Here is a 17,718-nt window from a genome sequence, read left to right as displayed (position 1 = left end):
TTGACGGGCTCTTACATCTACCTAAAATGCCCCCCAACACACCCGCCAAGCCTAGGTTGACCCAGTCAGCAAGCTCAAATCGTGCGGGTTTTTTCTGCCTGGAGAAAACTACATGAGGCCCTTCGACAAGCCGGCCTTCAGTAGAACAGAAATTGGAACTGCTAAAGAAACGAGGCCTGCACGTCGCCAACGATGATCGGGCCATGCGCTTTCTTGAAGTCCGCCCTTCCACGCGGGTCAATGGCCACTACTATGCCGATGCATTCAACCCGGCACTTTGTCGATGAGCACAATTTACCGAGCGGGTACTCGACGCTGGAAAAGCATTAGTCCTGCTTGCCTGGGCAAGCCTGCCCAGCAACAAGGTGTCTACACCTATCTGAATAGCCAGTGTCTGCCCCTCGACAGCCCATCCCTTAGACTCTTCCACTTGAACTAATCGACCACGCCCAGGGCTAACTCAGTATCGACAGTCTCTCAGCCCAGAAAAATGACCGCTTTCGACTGGCCCCGCATGCTCCTCGACGATCACCCCCTGGCTTTCCTCGGCGAAGTCATGGTCCGCACTCTGCTGGCCTATGCCGTGGTCTTCATTTTCCTCAAGGTCGCCGGCCGCCGTGGCGTGAAGCAGCTTTCCTTATTCGAACTGGTGGTGATCCTGACCCTGGGCTCTGCAGCCGGCGACGTGACCTTCTATCACGACGTGCCGATCCTGCCGGTGCTGATGGTGTTCGTCGCCATGGGCATCGCCTACCGACTCACTACCCGCCTGTTGAGTCGCTATCACCGCCTGCAACGCTGGCTGGAGGGAGAGCCTTTCATCCTGATCAGGGATGGACGCTTCGAACTGGAGACGTTGAACAAGGGCAATATCGCCCACGACGAATTCCTCATGGAACTGCGCCAGGGCGGCGTGGAACATCTGGGCCAGGTGCGCCTGGGCATCGTCGAGATCAACGGCGGCGTCAGCCTGTATTTCTATGACAAGGACGAAACCCGCCCCGGCTTGCCTGTTCTGCCGCCGAGCTTGAAGGCCGTGCATCGCCAGCCCAAGCACGACGGCTTGCATGCCTGCTTCCATTGCGGGGAATTGGCAACGCTGCAAGCAGGCCAGAACCTCCCATGCCCTCGCTGCTCAGATCAGTGCTGGGTGCAGGCGTTGAGCAACGCTAGAGCCTGAAGAAGCCCAAACGTCAGAGCGCTTTGACAACCAGCTCCTTGGTGAATAACCTTTTATCTTAAATTTTAGATAATCCAGGTGGCCGCCCAATGGCACTTCAATTCCACGAAAGCCCTTTCCACGTCACTCACGACGACAAAACGGCCAGCAAAATGGCCTTGAAGATGGACCTGTCGATCTTCATCACAGACTGCATCAAAAAAATGGGCCTCAAGCAGAGTGAGGCCGCAACCAGGCTAAACGTGACCCAGTCTCGTGTATCCGAACTGGCCAATGGCAAGATCGAGAAGTTCACGCTGGACGCCATGATGGACATGCTCGACAAGCTCGGATTCCGTACCAGCTTCACCGGCCCTGATGACGCGGGGTCCTCCCCTCGAATCATCATCGCCCAAGCCCAGAACAGCTAAACCTTGAAGCCCATGTTTCTGAGCTCCTGCTTGAGTTCCTTCATCCGGTCCTCAGCAACCTGCATTGCATGACGATCGGATCATGTCTGCCATACCCGCCAAATCGTCACGAGATGTCACCTGGCTCAACGACAGAAAATCCCGGAACTTAATCCCCCTCCAACCGGGCTAACTGAATACCGACACCGCGATTGTCCCGGACCTGCAAGCGAGCCCCCAAAGTGAGCGAATCCCCCCTCCTCCCCGCCGGCCTTCACTACGTCGATGACACCACCCCCGGCCTTACCCGCCGAATGCTCCGTGGCAAGTTCGCCTACTTCACCCCTGCCGGCGAGCGCGTGCGTGCGGCTGAGGAGATCGCCCGAATCAACGCGCTGGCCATCCCGCCGGCCTACACCAACGTCTGGATCTGCCCCGACCCCGACGGCCATCTGCAGGCGACCGGCCGCGATGCCCGAGGTCGCAAGCAGTATCGTTACCACCCGCGCTGGCGCGAGATCCGCGATGCCGACAAGTACGGCAGCCTGCTGGCCTTCGGCAAGGCCTTGCCCAAGCTGCGCGCTACCCTGCAACGCCACCTGGCCCGCCCCGAGCACAGCCGCGAGAAGGTGATGGCGACCGTTATCCATCTGCTCGACGAAACCCTGATCCGCATCGGCAACGCCCGCTACGCCGAGCAGAATCGTTCCTACGGCCTGACCACCCTGCGCAACCGCCATGTCGAGGTGAGCGGCAGCACCATCCGTTTCCATTTCCGTGGCAAGAGCGGCATCGAGCATGAGGTGAGCGTCAACGACCGACGCCTGGCGCGCATCATCAAGAGCTGCCTGGAGCTTCCCGGCCAGCAGCTGTTCCAGTACCTGGACGACAACGGCGAGCGCCATAGCGTGACGTCGAGCGATATCAATCGTTATTTGCAGGAGTTGACCGGTGCCGAGTTCACCGCCAAGCATTATCGCACCTGGGCCGGCAGCGCCCTGGCCCTGACCCTGTTGCGCGAGCTGGAGTGGCAGCCGGAAAGTGCTGCGAAGAAGCACGTGGTGGCGATCATCAAGGAAGTGGCGGCGGAACTGCGCAACACCCCGGCCGTGTGCCGCAAGTGCTATATCCACCCGGCAGTGATCGAGGCCTTCCACGCAGGCGAACTGGCGAACCTGCGCATGGCCGCGCCCCGCAAGGGCCTGCGTGCCGAAGAGAGCCTGCTGATGCGCTTCCTGGAAAAGCTGACCGTCAGGGAAGCTTCAGGAAAGCCCACCGAGGGGTGAGCCTTCCCGTATCGCGCGGCTAGGCGCTAACCCTCAGCCGCCCCATTTCGATCCCGTCGATCACCGCATCCACCAGGCCCTTGGCCATTTCCGCCGAGTACAGCGACGAGAAGAGCAGCCCGTTCTTGGGCACGTCTTCGGCGAATTCGGTGAGTTGCTGGAGGGTGTCGTAGATCCCCTTCATCAACAGGGATGCATGGACCAGGGCATCCTCCGTGTCGATTTCCGCACGGACGGTGAACATCGGGGTATGACCGGCCTTGCAGTGCCCGAAGGCGACCATGGCGGTTTTGCCGAAGATGGCGTGGGGTGGGTCTGGAACAATCTTGTTCATGGTGAAGCTCCTTTTTTGTCAATTAAGCAGCCACCGCCTGCGACCAAACAGGGTTGGTGACGACTGTACGCAGGTTGGTCGACTGGGACAAAAAGGCAAAACCCAGCAGGCACGAATGCCTCCCGCGCACAGCCGCCATAGCACGAACCTACAAGCGCAGAACGCCCGTACCCGTGAATGAACAGCTTTTGCATTTTTGTCAGCCGGGCGACCAAACCCGATCGCCAAACCGCAGCGACCGCGAGAGCCTACATTTCATACCGGGATCAGGCAAGGGCAGCCAACGCATACCCTGTGGGAGCGGGTTTACCCGCGATTGCTATTGTGAACCCACTACCGTAATCGCGGGTAAACCCGCTCCCACAGGGTATGCGTCGTGCCTTGGAACTGTTGCCTGAAAGGCTGGGCGTCCCACATTGCTCGCATCGGCACTTGCCACCCTCTGTGAGCCGAATAGACAGTTTATTCGGCTCACCAAGTGAGCCGATTAGCCCTCCTATTCGGCTCAGAGGCAGAGATGGCCCCTACCTGGGATCAACCGCCTGCTGGACGGCGGCCCGAAGGGCTTCGAGGACGGGATCAGCGCAGCGCAGTATCAGGCCGTGGCCAAGGTCAGCAAGGCGACCGCTACGCGCCATCTCGCCGATCTGCTGGAGAAGGGAGTACTGGAGAAGCTGGCGGGCGGCGGGCGAAGCACGCGCTATCAGATCACCAGCCACACCAGAAATTGACGCCGCTCACACACCCTCGAAAAACCCGAAATAGAGAAAGAATATCCAATCGATGGCATGGCACAATGCCACCGCGCTATTCATCGTTCCTGCTTTTCATCCCTCGCAAAAAAGGATTTTCAATGCGTAACAGCATCAAGCTGCTGAGCACCGCCCTGGGCTTCGCCATCCTCACCGGTTGCGCCTCGGTCCCAATGGGTTCTTCCGAAGCAGACGCTCAACTCAAGACCTTCACTGCCCCACCTGCAGATCAGTCCGGCCTGTACATCTACCGTGACAGCTTCGTCGGCCAGGCACTGAAGAAGTCGGTGAGCATCGACGGTCAGATCATCGGCGAAACTGCCAAGGGCGTGTACTTCCACCGCTTCCTGGCGCCAGGCAAGCACGTGATCGGTACCGAGTCCGAGTTCAGCGACAACACCCTGACCCTGGTCACCGAGCCAGGCAAGAACTACTACCTGCGCCAATACATCAAGATGGGCGCCTTCGTTGGCGGCGCTAACCTGGAGCAGATCTCCGAAGAACAAGCTCAGCGCGACCTGAAGGGTTGCTGCAAGTTGGCCGCTTCGAAGTAAGTTCTTTGCGTCAGGCGTGCGGAAGGAGCCATTCGGTTCCTTCCGTAGTGCTTATCCTCCCGGCGTAATCGCCCCGCCGCAGCACTCCCATACCTGGCAACAAATCAGCTACCGGAAAGTACCCTTAAAGCAGCAGAGGCTAGAAAACCCGAGCGGCTTCTCTGCTCAGGGTGGTTTCTCACATAGTCGTCGATACGATTCAGCAGGTGCTCAGGCAGGGTGGCATTAAAGCGGATGGATTTTCCAAGGTAGGGGGTGATATCGAAGTCCACCACCGCCCATACACCGCCTACGTAGTCAGGATCCGCCAACCAGGTGTCGATGGTGCTGCCTTGAGGCAGAGGATCACCATCGGCAACCAGTGCTTCGAAATGTAGGGACAGTGCCTCTTGAACGTTGTCCATCGCTTCTTCGACGGTTTCACCGCCGCTAAAGCAGCCGGGAACATCGGGAATGGTTACGCCGTAGTCGGAATCAGGGTCTCTGTGGATGACGATGGGAAATTTCATGGGGTTCTCCTGGTTACTTGAGGCGGGCGCTCCTGAGAATGCTGCTCAGGGTGCCGACGGGGAGCTGGATCTTGGGATGCGGGACCGTCACCCGCCCCGGCTTCACCGGATGCTTGAAGTGATGATGGCTACCTCTGATGCCTACCAACGCCCATCCATCAGCCTCCAGTAATGCATGACTTCCCTGCTACGCATGGCCTTCAGTGCCTCTCTCAAGTGTGTACCGTACACACCAAATTTCAGAAGGCAAGAAATTTAATACACACCATGCACATCATTCGATCAGCCCTAGGCAAAAGTCTTGTGCATCATTTCCTTCTATCAGTCATCAAGACGGCTCAATTGGAGGTGAGATATTTCCTGACTTTTATGGCCTACGAATCCGTCTCTGGACCGCCTTGAGCCGAAGACGAAAACGCGAGCTGACTCAAACCCTGTGGGAGCGGGTTCGCCCGCGATTGCGGTAGTGAGTCCACCATAGCAATCGCGGGTAAACCCCACACACAGGGGTTTACCGCCATTCACCGAATAGGTGATCAGCAGGCCCACCAGTTACGTGGTACTGGACTCAGAACCCAAAAACCAATAACACCTGCCCATACACATTCCCCCGCGCCGTCCCCAACTGGCTCCCACCTGCCTCCGCGCTCCGCGACGGCTTGTAGTACCCCACCAACGGCAACACGCTCCAGTGCTCATCAACCGCCCATTCGGCGTACACATCCAGCTCCCGCGCATCGCGGTTACCGAGGCTGCGATCAATCGTGTCGAAGTCATAGAACAGCGCCCCGACATTGACGCTGTCACTCACCGCCGCCTTCACCCCGACATGCTGCACTCGGGTATTGCTGCTGAACGGCCCGGCATAGTTGGAGGCCACCTCGCCCTGGAACCAGGTCCCCAACGCCCGGCCATTACCGTAGAACAACGGGTCATAGCCCTCCGAGAACCGGCTGTAGCGATAGTTGACCACCGGCTTGCCCGGCAACTGCGAGAAGGTCCAGCCCGTCTCCAGGTACCACGCACTTTCCTGCCCGCCAGACTTGCGCTCCCAGGCATGTTCACCCGCCAGGAACAGATCGCTGACCCCGGCATTGCCCTGCCCCCGAACGCTGTAGAGCTTCATGCCCTTGCGCTCGGGATAGAGAATGTCGGCCAGCTCCTGATCGGTATCACTGACCTTGATCGCCGTCACGCCCAGCGTACCCGCCTCGGCCAGATGCTCCAGCGTCGCCACGGACAATTCAGGACTCGCCTGCGCCGGGTTGTCGGACTTGAGCCACATCAGGTCACCACGCCAGCCCTCTTTCCCACCCCAGCGCACAATGGCCGTCTGGTCGAAGGCCTTGCGCCCGGTGAGGTAGTAGGCGCCGCCGCGATTGACCTCGCCATCGAGCAACCCCTTGCCGATATTCAGCGCGTCGCCAGAGATCAGGAAGCCATCCCCGACCACCACGTTCTGCCGGCCCCCGGAAAACTCCAACGACTCGCCGCGCCACCCGAGGTAGGCGTTCTCGATCTTGGTGGTGCGCTCGTCACCGACCGTCCAGCCCGCCGCATCGCCGTCGCCGAAGCTGGCACTGCTGACCCAGTCGAGCCCACCGAAGACCTCGCCCGTGGCGATTTCACGTCGCTTGAATTCAAGCCCGTATTGCAGCGTGGCCTCCTGCCAATCGACACTGCCGGCCTCGCGCACGCCGGTTTGTGCATAACTTTCCCGGCTGTGGAAAACCCCGACAGCGCCCTGCACCTTGGCGGACAGTTCGGTATCGGCGTCCTCGTACAGTGTCACCGCACCCGCCATGGGCGACAGCGCCAGCAGCAGCGGCAGGGATGCTTGTAGTTGTTGTTTGCGCATCGTCAGTCCCCAGGAAAAGTCAGGCAGGAATTTCGCCTTCGGCGTACATGTCGGCGACCACACGCCACTCGCTCTCGACCAGGCGCCAGACGAACAGGCTCTTCATCGAAAACGCCTCGCCTTCCAGCGGCAGCACGCGCCAGGTCACCCAGGTGTAGGCGGCGCTTTCGCCCAGCCCGGTGACACGGTCGATACGGATCGAGGCACCACGCGAGTCATTGACCAGCGCAGCCAGCAGTTCTTCCAGTTGCGCGGTGCCGTGGTACAGCGCATCGCTGCCGGCGCCGGTGATTTCGGTGTGCTCCGTGTACAGCTCGCGGACGATGGCATTGCCGTCGCGGCGTTCCCACAGGTGTTGCAGCAGGTCGAGACGGGCTTGCAGGGCATTTCTCAAGGCGACAGCAGGCATATTCGAATCCTCTCGGTCGAAGTGGGGGCTCCCTTGTGGGAGCGGTCGGAAGAAAACGTCGGGGGTCAGCGACGGCCGTTGCGGTAGCCGGCGAGCTGGTGGCTCACCTTGCCAAAGGTGCAGATCAGGTTGCGCAGGCTGTCCTTGCCGGGAATGCGCGTACGCGGGATCGCGCTCATCACGTCCCAATGCCGCGAGCCGCTGGTCATGCCGTCTGCCACCACCTGGCTGATGACATGGCTCGGAGTCACGCCAAAGCCCGAGTAGCCTTGGACGAAGTAGGCGTTGGGGCGTCCGGGCAGGGTGCCGATCTGCGGAAACAGGTTGGCCGTGCACTCCATCGGCCCGCCCCAGGCCAGGTCGATGCGGACCGGTTCCAGGTAGGGGAACACCTTGAGCATCAACTGGCGGTTCCACTCCTTGAGGTCGTTGGGGATGTACTCCAGCAACCGCGTGGCCGAGCCGAACAGCAGGCGGTTCTCGTTGGTTACCCGGTAATACTCGATGACCGGCCGGATATCGCTGAACGCCCCGCGGATCGGGCTGATCTGCTGGATCAGCGCCTCCGGCAGCGGCTCGGTGACCAATTGGAAGGCATAGGTGTTGATTATGCTTTTGTGCAGCTCCGGCTCCAGGCGATCGAGGAAGGCGCCGCAGGACCAGAGGATCTTCCTTGCCCGAACCGAGCCCTTGGCCGTACGGATATGGATGCTGTCGCCGTAGGTGACTTCAAGCACCGGGGTGTTCTCGTAGATCCGTCCGCCCAGCCCCACCAGCGCCTTGGCCGAGCCCAGCAGCATGTTCAGCGAATGCAGGTGGCCGTTGCCCATGTGCTTGAGGGCACAGGTGTAGGCATCCGAGCCGACGATGCTGCGCACTTCGCTGCCTTCCAGGTAGGCAATGTCATGGTTGGGGCTGAGTTGCTTGAACTCCTTTTCCCAGGCTTGCAACAGCTTCCCCTGACGCTTGTTGAAGCCGAGATAGCCGTAGCCGTGACGGAAGTCGGCGTCGATGCCGTACTTGGCAATGCGTGACTGGATAATGCTCGAACCCAGGTCGCTGATCTCGAACACCGCCTGCAGGCCCTCGTCGCCGACGCTCTTGCGGATCTTCTCCAGATCGTGGCCGATGCCGGCCATAATGTGCCCGCCGTTGCGCCCCGAGCCGCCGAAGCCCAGGTAACGCGCCTCCAGCACGACGACATCGGTGACACCCCGTTCGGCCAGCTCCAGGGCGGTGTTGATCCCGGAAAAGCCGCCGCCGATCACTACGACCTCGGCGTCCAGATCCTGCTCCAGATCGGGAAACTTCAGGTCGTACTTGCGGGTTGCGGTGTAGTAGGTGGTAGGAGTTTCGACGGACAGCATGGGTTCACCTTGTTCTTGTCATGCAGCAAAAGGTTATCGGGACATCGCACCCTGGCCGGCCTGGCGATCCTGCAGGCGGCGAATGGCGTAGAGCACCAGCGAGAGCAGCAGCACACCGATGCCGGTGGCAACTTCCTTGAGCCCGCCATAGCCGGCCAGCTCGGCAGAGGCCGTGCCGACCACCACCACGACGCCGGTGAACAGGCTGAGCACCCAGGCCAGCGGAATCCAGCCACGGCCCAGGCGCACGGGCCGCGGCAGGTCCGGAGAATCGCGGCGCAGCAGGATGAAGCCGGAAAGCGCAAAGAAGATCGCCACCAGGTAGCCGATATTGGCCGTGACCAGCATGGCCAGCGGTGACGACAGCAGGAAGATCATCGCCAGGTTGAGCACCACCGCCACGCTCATGCAGCGCCCCGGCACCTGGTGCTTGTTGAGGGTACCGAGCTGACGGATGGTCAGGCCTTCCAGGGCCATGCCGTAGAGGGCGCGGGAGCCATCGGCCAGGGCGGCGTTGAGGCCCATGAACAGGCCGACCAGCAGCGCGACGATGAAGAAGTCGCTGAAGCCGCTGCCGACCACGGCATTGAAGGCATCGATGTAGAAACCGCTGGGGTTGGCCAGGGCGGTTTCCCGGTCTACCAGGCCGCCGAGGCCGAAAGCGACGGCGGCGAACACCAGCACGGTATAGGTGCCGGAAGTCAGCAGCGCCAGGCGCATATCTCGCTGGCTGCGGTACTCGGGGCCGAAGGCCGCGCACATCTCGGTGCCATAGGCGCTCCAGCTGACCAGGAATAGCCAGACCAGCGCAGTGCGCCAGAAGCCCCAGTCCAGTACCAACGGCTCTTCCAGCGCGTGGCGGAAACGCTCGAAGCTCCAGCCGTCGCCGAACACCGGCGACACCGCCAGTACCAGGATCGGCACCAGCAACAGCGCGCCCATGTACCTGGAAACCGACGCCGCCGTATGTACGCCAAGGCGGTTGAACTGCCAGAACACCAGCAGCAGGCCGGCACCGATCAGTTGCGCCAGGCCGACGCTGAGCGGGCCGAAGCTGTAGCTCCAGCTCTGGTTGGCGAACCACTGCGCCTGGATCAGCGCACCGGCACTGACGCTGACGATCGACAGCACCGCCGACCAGCCCAGCCAGTAGCCGAAGGAGGCCAGCGGGCCGACCAGGGTGCAGCGCCGGCGCCAGCCTTCGGTAGCGATCATGGCGATGCCGCCGGGTTTGTCCGGGAACATCGCCGTGACTTCGAGGAAGATCCAGTTCTGGCAGGCGCCGATGGCTGCCGAACCGACCCACAGCGCCAGGGCGCCCAGCGGGCCAAGAACGCCGAGGGCGAAGCCGAAGGACGCGAAAATGGAGCCGGACACCGCCATCGACAGGGCGAAGGCGTCGGTCCAGCGCAAGGTTTGCTGCAGATGCTGGCTGTTGTTGTTATTCATGACCGATTACGCAGTGACGGAAGATGAGCCCCGATTAAAGGCCCTTCGCCGCGTTGCCACCACTGCTCACAGCGCCAGACGCTTGGCTTGCCGTGCCAGCGGTCGCGGCGCGCGGCGGCTGGCTTGCCAAAACAATTAACATGTTAGTAAATGTGCAAAAGCTTCGGCGCCAGCCCGGACGGCGCACCACAAGAAAAACACCGGTTGCAGCCGGCCCGAGGTGAAGCATGAATCTGCAGCACGCCAATCTGTTTCAGGGGCGCGAGGGTTTCGAGGTCTGGCACGGTGATCTTGCCAGCAGCTGCGGGACCTTCCATGTCGAACCACCCGCCGCCCCCATCAACCGCTTCCGCGGCGCGGTGACTGCGCTGGACAGCCAGCGCAGTCACATCGAAGGTGCGCGCATCACCAGCAACTGCTCCCACGTGCACCGCTCGCTGCGGGATATCCGCGGCGACGACAAGGACTTCTTCTACCTGGTGATGCAACTGAGCGGCGAGGCACTGATCCGCCACAGCGACCAGGAAACCCGCCTGGGCCGCGGCGACCTGGTGCTGCTGGACGTGGCGCGCCCCAGCGACTTCTACTTTCGCGGGCTGAGCGACCAGGTCTCGGTGATTCTGCCGCGCGACGAGGTATTGCAGCGCTTCAGGGAACCACGCCTGCGCCTGAACCAGCGCATCGACGCCAGGTCGGCAATCGGTGGCATGAGCGCGATGCTGATGAACCAACTGATGGACAACCGCGACCTGGCCAGCAGCGAGGCAGAGGCCGTGCTGGACGCCATCCTCGCCCTGCTGCGTCCGGTGCTGGCGCCGCGCCAGGACGAACCGCTCATTGCACCGCCACCGGCATTGATGACCAAGGCCAAGGCCGTGATCGAACGGCACCTGGCCGATGAAAGCCTCAGCCCGGAGCGCATCGCCACGGCGGCGGGAACCTCGGTACGCAATCTGCACCGGCTATTCGCCCAGCATGAGACCAGCGTCGGCCGCTACATCCTCGAACGACGGCTGAGCCGCTGCGCGCAGGCGATCCTGCAGAGCGAGGTGAAGATCACCCATATCGCGCTGAGCTGGGGATTCAAGGACCTGAGTCACTTTTCCCGAGCGTTCAAGAGTGCGTTCGGGGTGTCGCCGAGTGAGTATCGGGGGCGGCGGGGGTAGCGGCATCCAGTGACGGGCAGCTATCCACCGAAGGACTGGATGAGCTCTTGTTGGCCTAATCGCTGGCAAGTCGGGGCGCCGAAACGCAGCTCCCACAGGTCCAGCGGTGCACGCCACCCTGTGGGAGCTGGCTTGCCAGCGATCAGGCCCTTCCAGACAACGTAAATCTCTCTGTCCAAAACAAAAAAGGGGCCGCATCAGCGGCCCCTTTCCTACCCAGAAACCAGAATCAGAAGATGCTGATCGGGTACTCGACGAAGATACGGACTTCGTTGCCGTCGTCGTTGTAGCCGTTGACGCGGACGTTGTCCGAAGTCCGCAGCCAGGAACCACGCAGCTTCACGCTCAGGTCCTTGGCAGGGCCTTCCTGTACTACGTATTTGACCTGGTTGAAGATCTCGCGCTCGGTGCCTTCGCCAAAGCCGTGGGTGTTGATGTTGTCACCACGCACGTAGGCGATGTTGTAGGTCAGGCCCGGTACGCCGACGGCGCTGAAGTCGAAGCCGTAGGCGATCTGCCAGGAACGCTCGTCTTCGGCGTTGAAGTCGGACCAGTAGGAGTTGGCCAGGTAGATGGTCGAACCACCGTCACCCACGCCGCCGCCATTCTGGTACCAGCCGTACTGGTAGCCGGTGCTGCCGGTGCTGCGCTGGTGCGCCAGGGTCACCGAGTGAGGGCCGAAGGCGTAGGTGGCCGCCAGGCTCCAGATGGTGTTGTCGTCACCGGTCAGGCCGGCCTTCTGCACATACTTCTTGTCGATGTCAGACTTGTAGCCGTTGAAGTCCAGGGTCAGCGACTGGTCCTTGGCGATGGCGTGAACGTAGTTCAGGCCCAGGTAGTGCTTCTTCAGCACGTCTTCGACATCGGAGGTGTACAGCGAGGCGGTCAGGTTCGGCAGGAACTTGTAGCTACCGCCGAAGACGTTGATCGACTTCAGGCCGCTGTCACGCTGCTCGGTGGACTTGCGCGCTTCGCGGGTATAGCGACCGGCGTTCAGCTCCAGGCCTTCGATTTCCTTGGAGTTGATCGAGGTACCGGTGTAGCTCTCTGGCAGCAGACGGGCATCATCGTATTGCAGGACCGGCAGCGATGGCATCTGGTCGCCGTACTTCAGCACGGTGTTGGACACGCGGAACTTGACCGCTGCGCCGCCACGAGCGATGTCGTGCTGGGCGTTGCCGCTGTCGCCACGTTTGAAGAAGTCGATACCGCCGCCGCCGTTGCGACCGCTACCGCCGTCCAGGCGCACGGCGTACAGGCCGAAGGCATCGACGCCAACACCGACGGTGCCTTGGGTGAAGCCGGAGCTGAAATTGCCGATGAAGCCTTGGCCCCACTGCTTTTGGTCAGGGGTGTCGTGCTTCTTGTCACGGTTCATGTAGGCATTGCGCAGCAACAGAGTGGCGCTGCTGTCTTCGACGAAGCCCTTGGAAGCTTCCTGATCGTTGGCCATTGCTTGGGTAGCGGCCATGAGCCCCAGTGCGAGCAGACTGATCCGGGTTTTCAACATCTTGTTTTCCTTATTACGTGATTTGGTACGCACTGCAGCCAAACGCCAGAACCACGCCCCCTGCGTGGGTTGACGCTCACGGACTGAAAATGAAAGGCCCGCGTGCGAGTGATCGCAGCGGGCCTTTTATTATTAGTGTTTTGGCCGAACGGCCTGCAGGCGCAGGGGCCGAATCCTAGCCGCGGGCGGAATGCCATGTCAAAAGTTCGTGAAAAGCTGATGACAAAATTCATGTTTTCCGTCGTTTTTCTCGGAAATTCCGTAATAACAGACGCGGAATGCGCCACAGGGTCCGTCAGAAATCGCCGTTCCGGATTGGCTCAGGACGCCCATGAAAAAGGGCGATGCCTCCCCGGCATCGCCCTTTCTTCCTGCTGCAACCGCGCCTTTCAACCGTGCCAGATACCCGCCAGCGCATCGAGCTCCGCTTCGCTGATCAGGCCGGCGGGATAACGCTCCGCCAGCAGCCGCCGTGGATCGGTCTTCCTGACCCGGATTGGTCCATTGTGTTTCAACCACTGCGCCAGTACCTGGAGCGCTTCATGGTTCATGACTGTCGGGTGCGAAGCCAACTCACGTGCAGTATTCATTTCACACGTACTCCCCAGAGCGTGAGTTGAGCAAACTACTCAAGATTTATGACAAATCCGTGGGTCACCACGGGCCGTCCATCTTGTTACCGCTTTCCAGCTTTCGAATTAATACAAAAGCTATGCCACGCACCAAAGCCGCCTGTCGCCCAGGCATAAAAAAACCCGTCGTAAGACGGGTTTTTTCTAACGTCGAATCAGCGACGTGCCGGTGCCGGCTGTTGCTGGGTCAGGCAGTGGATGTTGCCACCGCCCAGCAGCAGCTCACGGCCGGGCACCATGACGACCTCGTGTTCCGGGAACAGGCGCGCCAGGATTGTCCTGGCCTCGGCATCGGCCGGGTCGTCGAAACTCGGGGCAATGATGCCGCCATTGACGATCAGGAAATTCACGTAGGAACCGGCCAGCCGTGAGGACGGGCTGCGCTCCTGGCTACCCGCAACCATGTCTACGCCATCGCACTCGTCCTGGGTGGCGTACATCGGCCCCGGAATAGGCATCTTGTGCACCACGAACGAACGCCCCTTGGCATCGCGCTGGCTTTCCAGTACCGCCATGGCCGCACGGCAACGGCTGTAGTTGGGGTCATTGGAATCATCGGTCCAGGCCAGTAACACTTCGCCCGGGCTGACGTAACAGCAGAAGTTATCGACGTGGCCATCGGTTTCATCGTTGTACAGGCCATCCGGCAGCCAGACGATGGTGTCCACCGCGAGGTTGTCGCGCAGGATGGTTTCGATCTGCTCGCGGTTCAGGTGCGGGTTGCGGTTGGCATTGAGCAGGCACTCCTCGGTAGTGATCAAGGTGCCTTCGCCATCGACGTGAATCGAGCCGCCTTCGAGCACGAAGCCCTCGGTGACATACCGCGCGGTGCGCTCCAGCCCCATGATCTTGCCGGCGACCTGCTCGTCGCGGTTCCAGGGCGCATAGAGGCCGCCGTTGAAGCCGCCCCAGGCGTTGAAGCCCCAGTCCACGCCACGCACTTCGCCGCTGTCGTTGATAACGAAGGTCGGGCCGGTGTCACGCACCCAGGCGTCGTCGTTGCTCAGTTCGACCACACGAATATTCGGCTCGTCGCCCAGGCGCGACACGGCATTCTCGTACTGCGCAGCGGACACGCCGACGGTCACCGGCTCGAAGCGGGCGATGGCCTTGGCCACGGCAGTGTGGGCAGCCTGGGCAGGCTTGCCACCCAGGCGCCAGTTATCCGGACGCTCGGGCCAGATCATCCAGACCTGGGTTTGCGGTGCCCATTCGGCAGGCATATGGAAGCCATCGTCACGGGGGGTAGAGGTCAAGGTCTTCATGGGGCGCACCTGGGTGGATGATCGAGTGAGCGAATTTATATCCGATAAATATCGATAATGAAAGCTATTAAGCAAAAACGGAGCGCATAAAAAAGCCGGATAACCCGATAAGAATCGGCTTTATCCGGCTGCGATTCACGATCTAGAGGTCTTCTGACAACACCCGGGCAATGCTGTCCACGAAGAAATCGACGCTTTGACGAGTGGTGCACATCGGCGGCTTGATCTTGAGGATATTCAGGTAATCCCCCGTGGGCTGCATGAAGATCCCCAGGTCACGCAGGCGATTGCACAGGGTCATGGTCTCCTCGGTAGCCGGTTCCAGGGTGTCGCGGCTGCGTACCAGTTCCAGGCCCAGATAGAAACCTGAGCCGTGCACCGCGCCTGCCAGCGGATATTCATCGACCAGCTGCTGCAGCCGCGCCTTGAAGTATCCGCCCACGTCACGGGCGTTTTCCCACAGCCCCTCCTCGGCCATCACGTCCAGCACCGCCATGCCGATGCGGCAGCTCACCGGGCTGCCGCCGGCGGAGGAGAAGAAGTAGCCCTCGGCTTCCAGCGCTTCGGCGATGGCCCGGGTGGTGATCACCGCACCCAGCGGATGACCGTTGCCCATGCCCTTGGCCATGGTGATGATGTCCGGCACCACGCCCTGCTCCTCGAAGCCCCAGAAATACTCGCCCATGCGCCCGTAGCCGACCTGCACTTCGTCGGCGATGCATACCCCGCCGCGCTCGCGCACCCGGGCATAGACCTGTTGCAGGTAGCCCGGCGGCAACGCGATCCCGCCCGCATTGCCATACACCGGCTCGCAGATGAAGCCGGCCAGCTGGCGACCGGTGGCGTCCACTTCGGCCAGGGTCCCCTCGATGTCGCGCACATAGTCGGCGGTGCTGTCGCTGCCTCGGTACTTGCCACGGTAGGTGTTCGGCGCGGTGACCGGGTGCACCCACTGCGGCCGGGTGGTGAGGGCCTGCGGGTTGTCGGCGATGGACGTCGAGATGGCATCGGTAGCCACCGACCAGCCGTGGTACGCCTCGAGCACGCTGAGCATGTCGCGCCCGCCGCTGGCGGCCCAGGCCAGGCGGATCGCCAGGTCGTTGGCTTCGGTGCCGCTGTTGACCAGGAACACCCGGTCCATGCCCTTGGGCGCCAGGGCCAGCAGGCGTTCGGAGAACTCGGCGATGGCTGCATAGTGGAAGCGTGAGTTGGTATTGAGCAGCGACCATTGCCGGGCCGCCTCGCTGACCATGCGCGGATGACCGTGGCCAAGTACCGCAACGTTGTTGAGCATGTCCAGGTAAGACCGGCCCTGAAGGTCGATCAGGTAGTTGCGCCACCCGCGCTCGATCTGCGGTGGCTGCTGGTAATAATGCTTCTGCGAGCGGGCGAAGCTGGCGTCGCGGCGCGCCAGCAGGGCCTGCGGATCGCCAGGTAGCGTAGCATCGCAGTCGAAACCGAGCAGCGCCGCCGGCGAGGGGCAGAGCGCTTGCCAGGCCCTGGCCCGGGACGGCACGACAAACGCCGGCGGACGCAGGCCGGGAACCCGGCACAGTTGCACGGTGAGCGTACCCTCGACCCGGCCCAGCGACTGCCCGGCTTCGACCACCTGTCCATCGCTCAGCCCATCGCCACAGCCCCACAGCCACAAGCCGGCCTGCGCGCCTTGCAGGCAGCCGGCATTCGGCCCTCCGACCTGCCAGGTTCCGGCGAACGGGGCCCGCACCTCGGCACCCGGCTCCAGGAGCAACTCCACCTGCAACGCGAAGGTTTCCGGCTCGCGCGGGGTGTCGATATGGGTGCGGGACAAGCGGTACTGACCATACAACGACGAGGCCGGTGCCGGCTGTTGCAGCAGCAGTTGCCGGTCGATACCCGGTGTTTCCCAGTTGCCGGCGCTGTAATGCTCGCTGAGCACGCCAAGGTCGAGGCGAGTCACCACCTGGCCGACCAGGCCAGGCAGCAGCGGCGTGCAGCCATCCAGGTCGAGCCCCACCGGCTCCAGGCCCACGCTCTGCAGGATCGCCGCCTCCATCAGCTCGAAGGGTACGCTGTCGGCGACGTCGAAGATTTCCCACTCATGGGCCAGGTTGTCGCGGATATAAGCATTGCCCGGCTCCACGCCCAGTTGCTGCTCGCTGCTCAGTACCAGCACGGCGGCACGGGCGACCACCAGCGGCCAAAGCGCCTTGAGCTCGGCCTCGGTCAATGGGTTGATGGCGTGGTAGGCGGCCACCGCCGGAAGGATGCGCAGCGGGTCGCCCTCGGCATGATGCAGCAGCGCCGCGCAGGTCACCGACAGGTCGGCGATGCGCCAGGTATGCAGCAGATCGCCGAAGTCGATCACGCCTTGCAGTTGCCATTGCCGCTCGGCATCACGCTGCCAGACCACATTGTCGTCGGTGATATCCAGGTGCACGGCCTGCGACGGCAAGTAGTCCCGGACCTGCCCCAGCAACTCGTGCGCGCGGGCCGACGCGGCCTGCAGGCGCGCCTTGCGCGGCCCCTCGGCCAGTACCGGCAACAGGTGACCGACCAAGGCCTGAGCATGCCGTGGGTCCCATTGCAGGGTGCGGTCCAGGCCCGGGTGGCTGAAACCGGCCAGGGCCTGGCCGACCCGGGCGCACAGCGCGCCCAGTTCGGCGACCAGGCGCGGGTCGATGTGCTTGAGGCGGGTCAAGGTCTGGCCGTCAATGTAGTCCAGCAACCGGGCACGCACCTTCTGGCCGTCGATATCCAGCGACAACAACGGCTCGCCGGACACCGCCGCACGCACCCCGGGCACCGGCACGCCACGCTCGCGCAGATAGCCCAGGGCCGCGTGCTGGGCCTCCAGCTCCTGCGCCGAGTATTCGCCATGGCAAACCTTGAGCACAAAGCGTCCCTGGTCGCTATCGACCCGGAAGTTCAGGTCCTGCTGGCTGCCCAGCGCCTGCAACCCACCGTCCAGCCCATAGTGCTGGTTGAGCAAGGCGCGGGCCTGGCGTTCGCTGAGGGTCGGGCAAGGTTGGCTGGCGCGTTGGACAAGCGTGCTGAGGGGCATGGCGGAGACCTCGGT

16 protein-coding genes and 1 pseudogene are annotated in these 17,718 nt (G+C 62.1%); 6 read left to right on the top strand and 11 right to left on the bottom strand.

Annotated elements, in window-relative coordinates; all coding sequences use genetic code 11:
- Window positions 1–490 precede the first annotated feature (490 nt).
- From N7650_RS24115 to N7650_RS24105, 3 genes are all read left to right on the top strand, one after another.
- Window positions 491–1,180: a YetF domain-containing protein gene (locus tag N7650_RS24115; protein WP_279900334.1), complete on the top strand. Its 690-nt coding sequence runs from the start codon at window positions 491–493 to the stop codon at window positions 1,178–1,180.
- An 89-nt stretch (window positions 1,181–1,269) separates the two neighbouring features.
- Window positions 1,270–1,590, top strand: a complete 321-nt coding sequence (locus N7650_RS24110) for a helix-turn-helix transcriptional regulator (RefSeq protein WP_279900333.1) — start codon at window positions 1,270–1,272, stop codon at window positions 1,588–1,590.
- Window positions 1,591–1,883: 293 nt separating this feature from the next.
- On the top strand, window positions 1,884–2,855 hold the full coding sequence (locus N7650_RS24105; RefSeq protein WP_279900335.1) for a DNA topoisomerase IB: 972 nt from the start codon (window positions 1,884–1,886) through the stop codon (window positions 2,853–2,855).
- Window positions 2,856–2,874: 19 nt separating this feature from the next.
- Here N7650_RS24105 and N7650_RS24100 read toward each other — a convergent pair whose 3' ends face one another.
- Window positions 2,875–3,189 (bottom strand): DUF3077 domain-containing protein, encoded by a 315-nt coding sequence (locus N7650_RS24100; RefSeq protein ID WP_009396051.1) that lies wholly within the window; start codon window positions 3,187–3,189, stop codon window positions 2,875–2,877.
- Window positions 3,190–3,722: 533 nt separating this feature from the next.
- Between N7650_RS24100 and N7650_RS24095 the strand changes: the two are divergent.
- Window positions 3,723–3,920: pseudogene (locus N7650_RS24095) on the top strand (DUF4172 domain-containing protein); the annotation flags it as partial.
- 122 nt (window positions 3,921–4,042) lie between these two features.
- On the top strand, window positions 4,043–4,495 hold the full coding sequence (locus N7650_RS24090) for a DUF2846 domain-containing protein (protein ID WP_009396046.1): 453 nt from the start codon (window positions 4,043–4,045) through the stop codon (window positions 4,493–4,495).
- A 104-nt stretch (window positions 4,496–4,599) separates the two neighbouring features.
- Here the strand turns inward: N7650_RS24090 and N7650_RS24085 are convergent, their stop codons facing one another.
- The 6 genes from N7650_RS24085 to N7650_RS24060 form a co-directional block, all read right to left on the bottom strand.
- A complete protein-coding gene (locus N7650_RS24085; protein ID WP_009396044.1) occupies window positions 4,600–5,004 on the bottom strand; it encodes a type II toxin-antitoxin system HicB family antitoxin in 405 nt (134 codons plus the stop codon).
- A gap of 13 nt (window positions 5,005–5,017) precedes the next feature.
- A complete protein-coding gene (locus N7650_RS24080) occupies window positions 5,018–5,152 on the bottom strand; it encodes a type II toxin-antitoxin system HicA family toxin (protein WP_347815658.1) in 135 nt (44 codons plus the stop codon).
- Window positions 5,153–5,572: 420 nt separating this feature from the next.
- Window positions 5,573–6,862 carry a hypothetical protein gene (locus N7650_RS24075; RefSeq protein WP_279900332.1) on the bottom strand — a complete coding sequence of 430 codons (1,290 nt, stop codon included), beginning with the start codon at window positions 6,860–6,862 and terminating at the stop codon, window positions 5,573–5,575.
- 19 nt (window positions 6,863–6,881) lie between these two features.
- Entirely contained in the window at window positions 6,882–7,271 is a 390-nt protein-coding gene (locus N7650_RS24070) for a nuclear transport factor 2 family protein (RefSeq protein ID WP_279900331.1), read from the bottom strand.
- Between the two features lie 65 nt (window positions 7,272–7,336).
- The gene (locus N7650_RS24065) at window positions 7,337–8,638 is read right to left on the bottom strand and encodes an FAD-binding oxidoreductase (RefSeq protein ID WP_279900330.1); all 1,302 of its coding nucleotides are present in this window, start codon (window positions 8,636–8,638) and stop codon (window positions 7,337–7,339) included.
- A 33-nt stretch (window positions 8,639–8,671) separates the two neighbouring features.
- Window positions 8,672–10,087, bottom strand: a complete 1,416-nt coding sequence (locus N7650_RS24060) for an APC family permease (RefSeq protein ID WP_279900329.1) — start codon at window positions 10,085–10,087, stop codon at window positions 8,672–8,674.
- 227 nt (window positions 10,088–10,314) lie between these two features.
- Here N7650_RS24060 and feaR point away from each other — a divergent pair, with 227 nt between their 5' ends.
- Window positions 10,315–11,253, top strand: coding sequence for a transcriptional regulator FeaR (gene feaR / locus N7650_RS24055; protein ID WP_009396032.1), 939 nt, complete (start codon window positions 10,315–10,317; stop codon window positions 11,251–11,253).
- A gap of 229 nt (window positions 11,254–11,482) precedes the next feature.
- Here the strand turns inward: feaR and N7650_RS24050 are convergent, their stop codons facing one another.
- From N7650_RS24050 to N7650_RS24035, 4 genes are all read right to left on the bottom strand, one after another.
- Entirely contained in the window at window positions 11,483–12,763 is a 1,281-nt protein-coding gene (locus tag N7650_RS24050; protein ID WP_279900328.1) for an OprD family porin, read from the bottom strand.
- 389 nt (window positions 12,764–13,152) lie between these two features.
- Window positions 13,153–13,353: a hypothetical protein gene (locus N7650_RS24045; protein WP_037059064.1), complete on the bottom strand. Its 201-nt coding sequence runs from the start codon at window positions 13,351–13,353 to the stop codon at window positions 13,153–13,155.
- Window positions 13,354–13,550: 197 nt separating this feature from the next.
- Complete coding sequence (gene aguA, locus N7650_RS24040; protein ID WP_279900327.1) at window positions 13,551–14,660, bottom strand: agmatine deiminase; 1,110 nt, start codon at window positions 14,658–14,660, stop codon at window positions 13,551–13,553.
- A gap of 142 nt (window positions 14,661–14,802) precedes the next feature.
- Window positions 14,803–17,703: an aminotransferase gene (locus N7650_RS24035; RefSeq protein WP_279900326.1), complete on the bottom strand. Its 2,901-nt coding sequence runs from the start codon at window positions 17,701–17,703 to the stop codon at window positions 14,803–14,805.
- Window positions 17,704–17,718: the final 15 nt, after the last annotated feature.

The organism is Pseudomonas sp. GD04058 (assembly GCF_029836855.1).
In the GTDB taxonomy this organism is placed as follows: domain Bacteria; phylum Pseudomonadota; class Gammaproteobacteria; order Pseudomonadales; family Pseudomonadaceae; genus Aquipseudomonas; species Aquipseudomonas bharatica.
The sequence above is the reverse complement of the archived record's forward strand: the minus strand, read 5'-3'. Positions and strand labels throughout refer to the sequence as shown.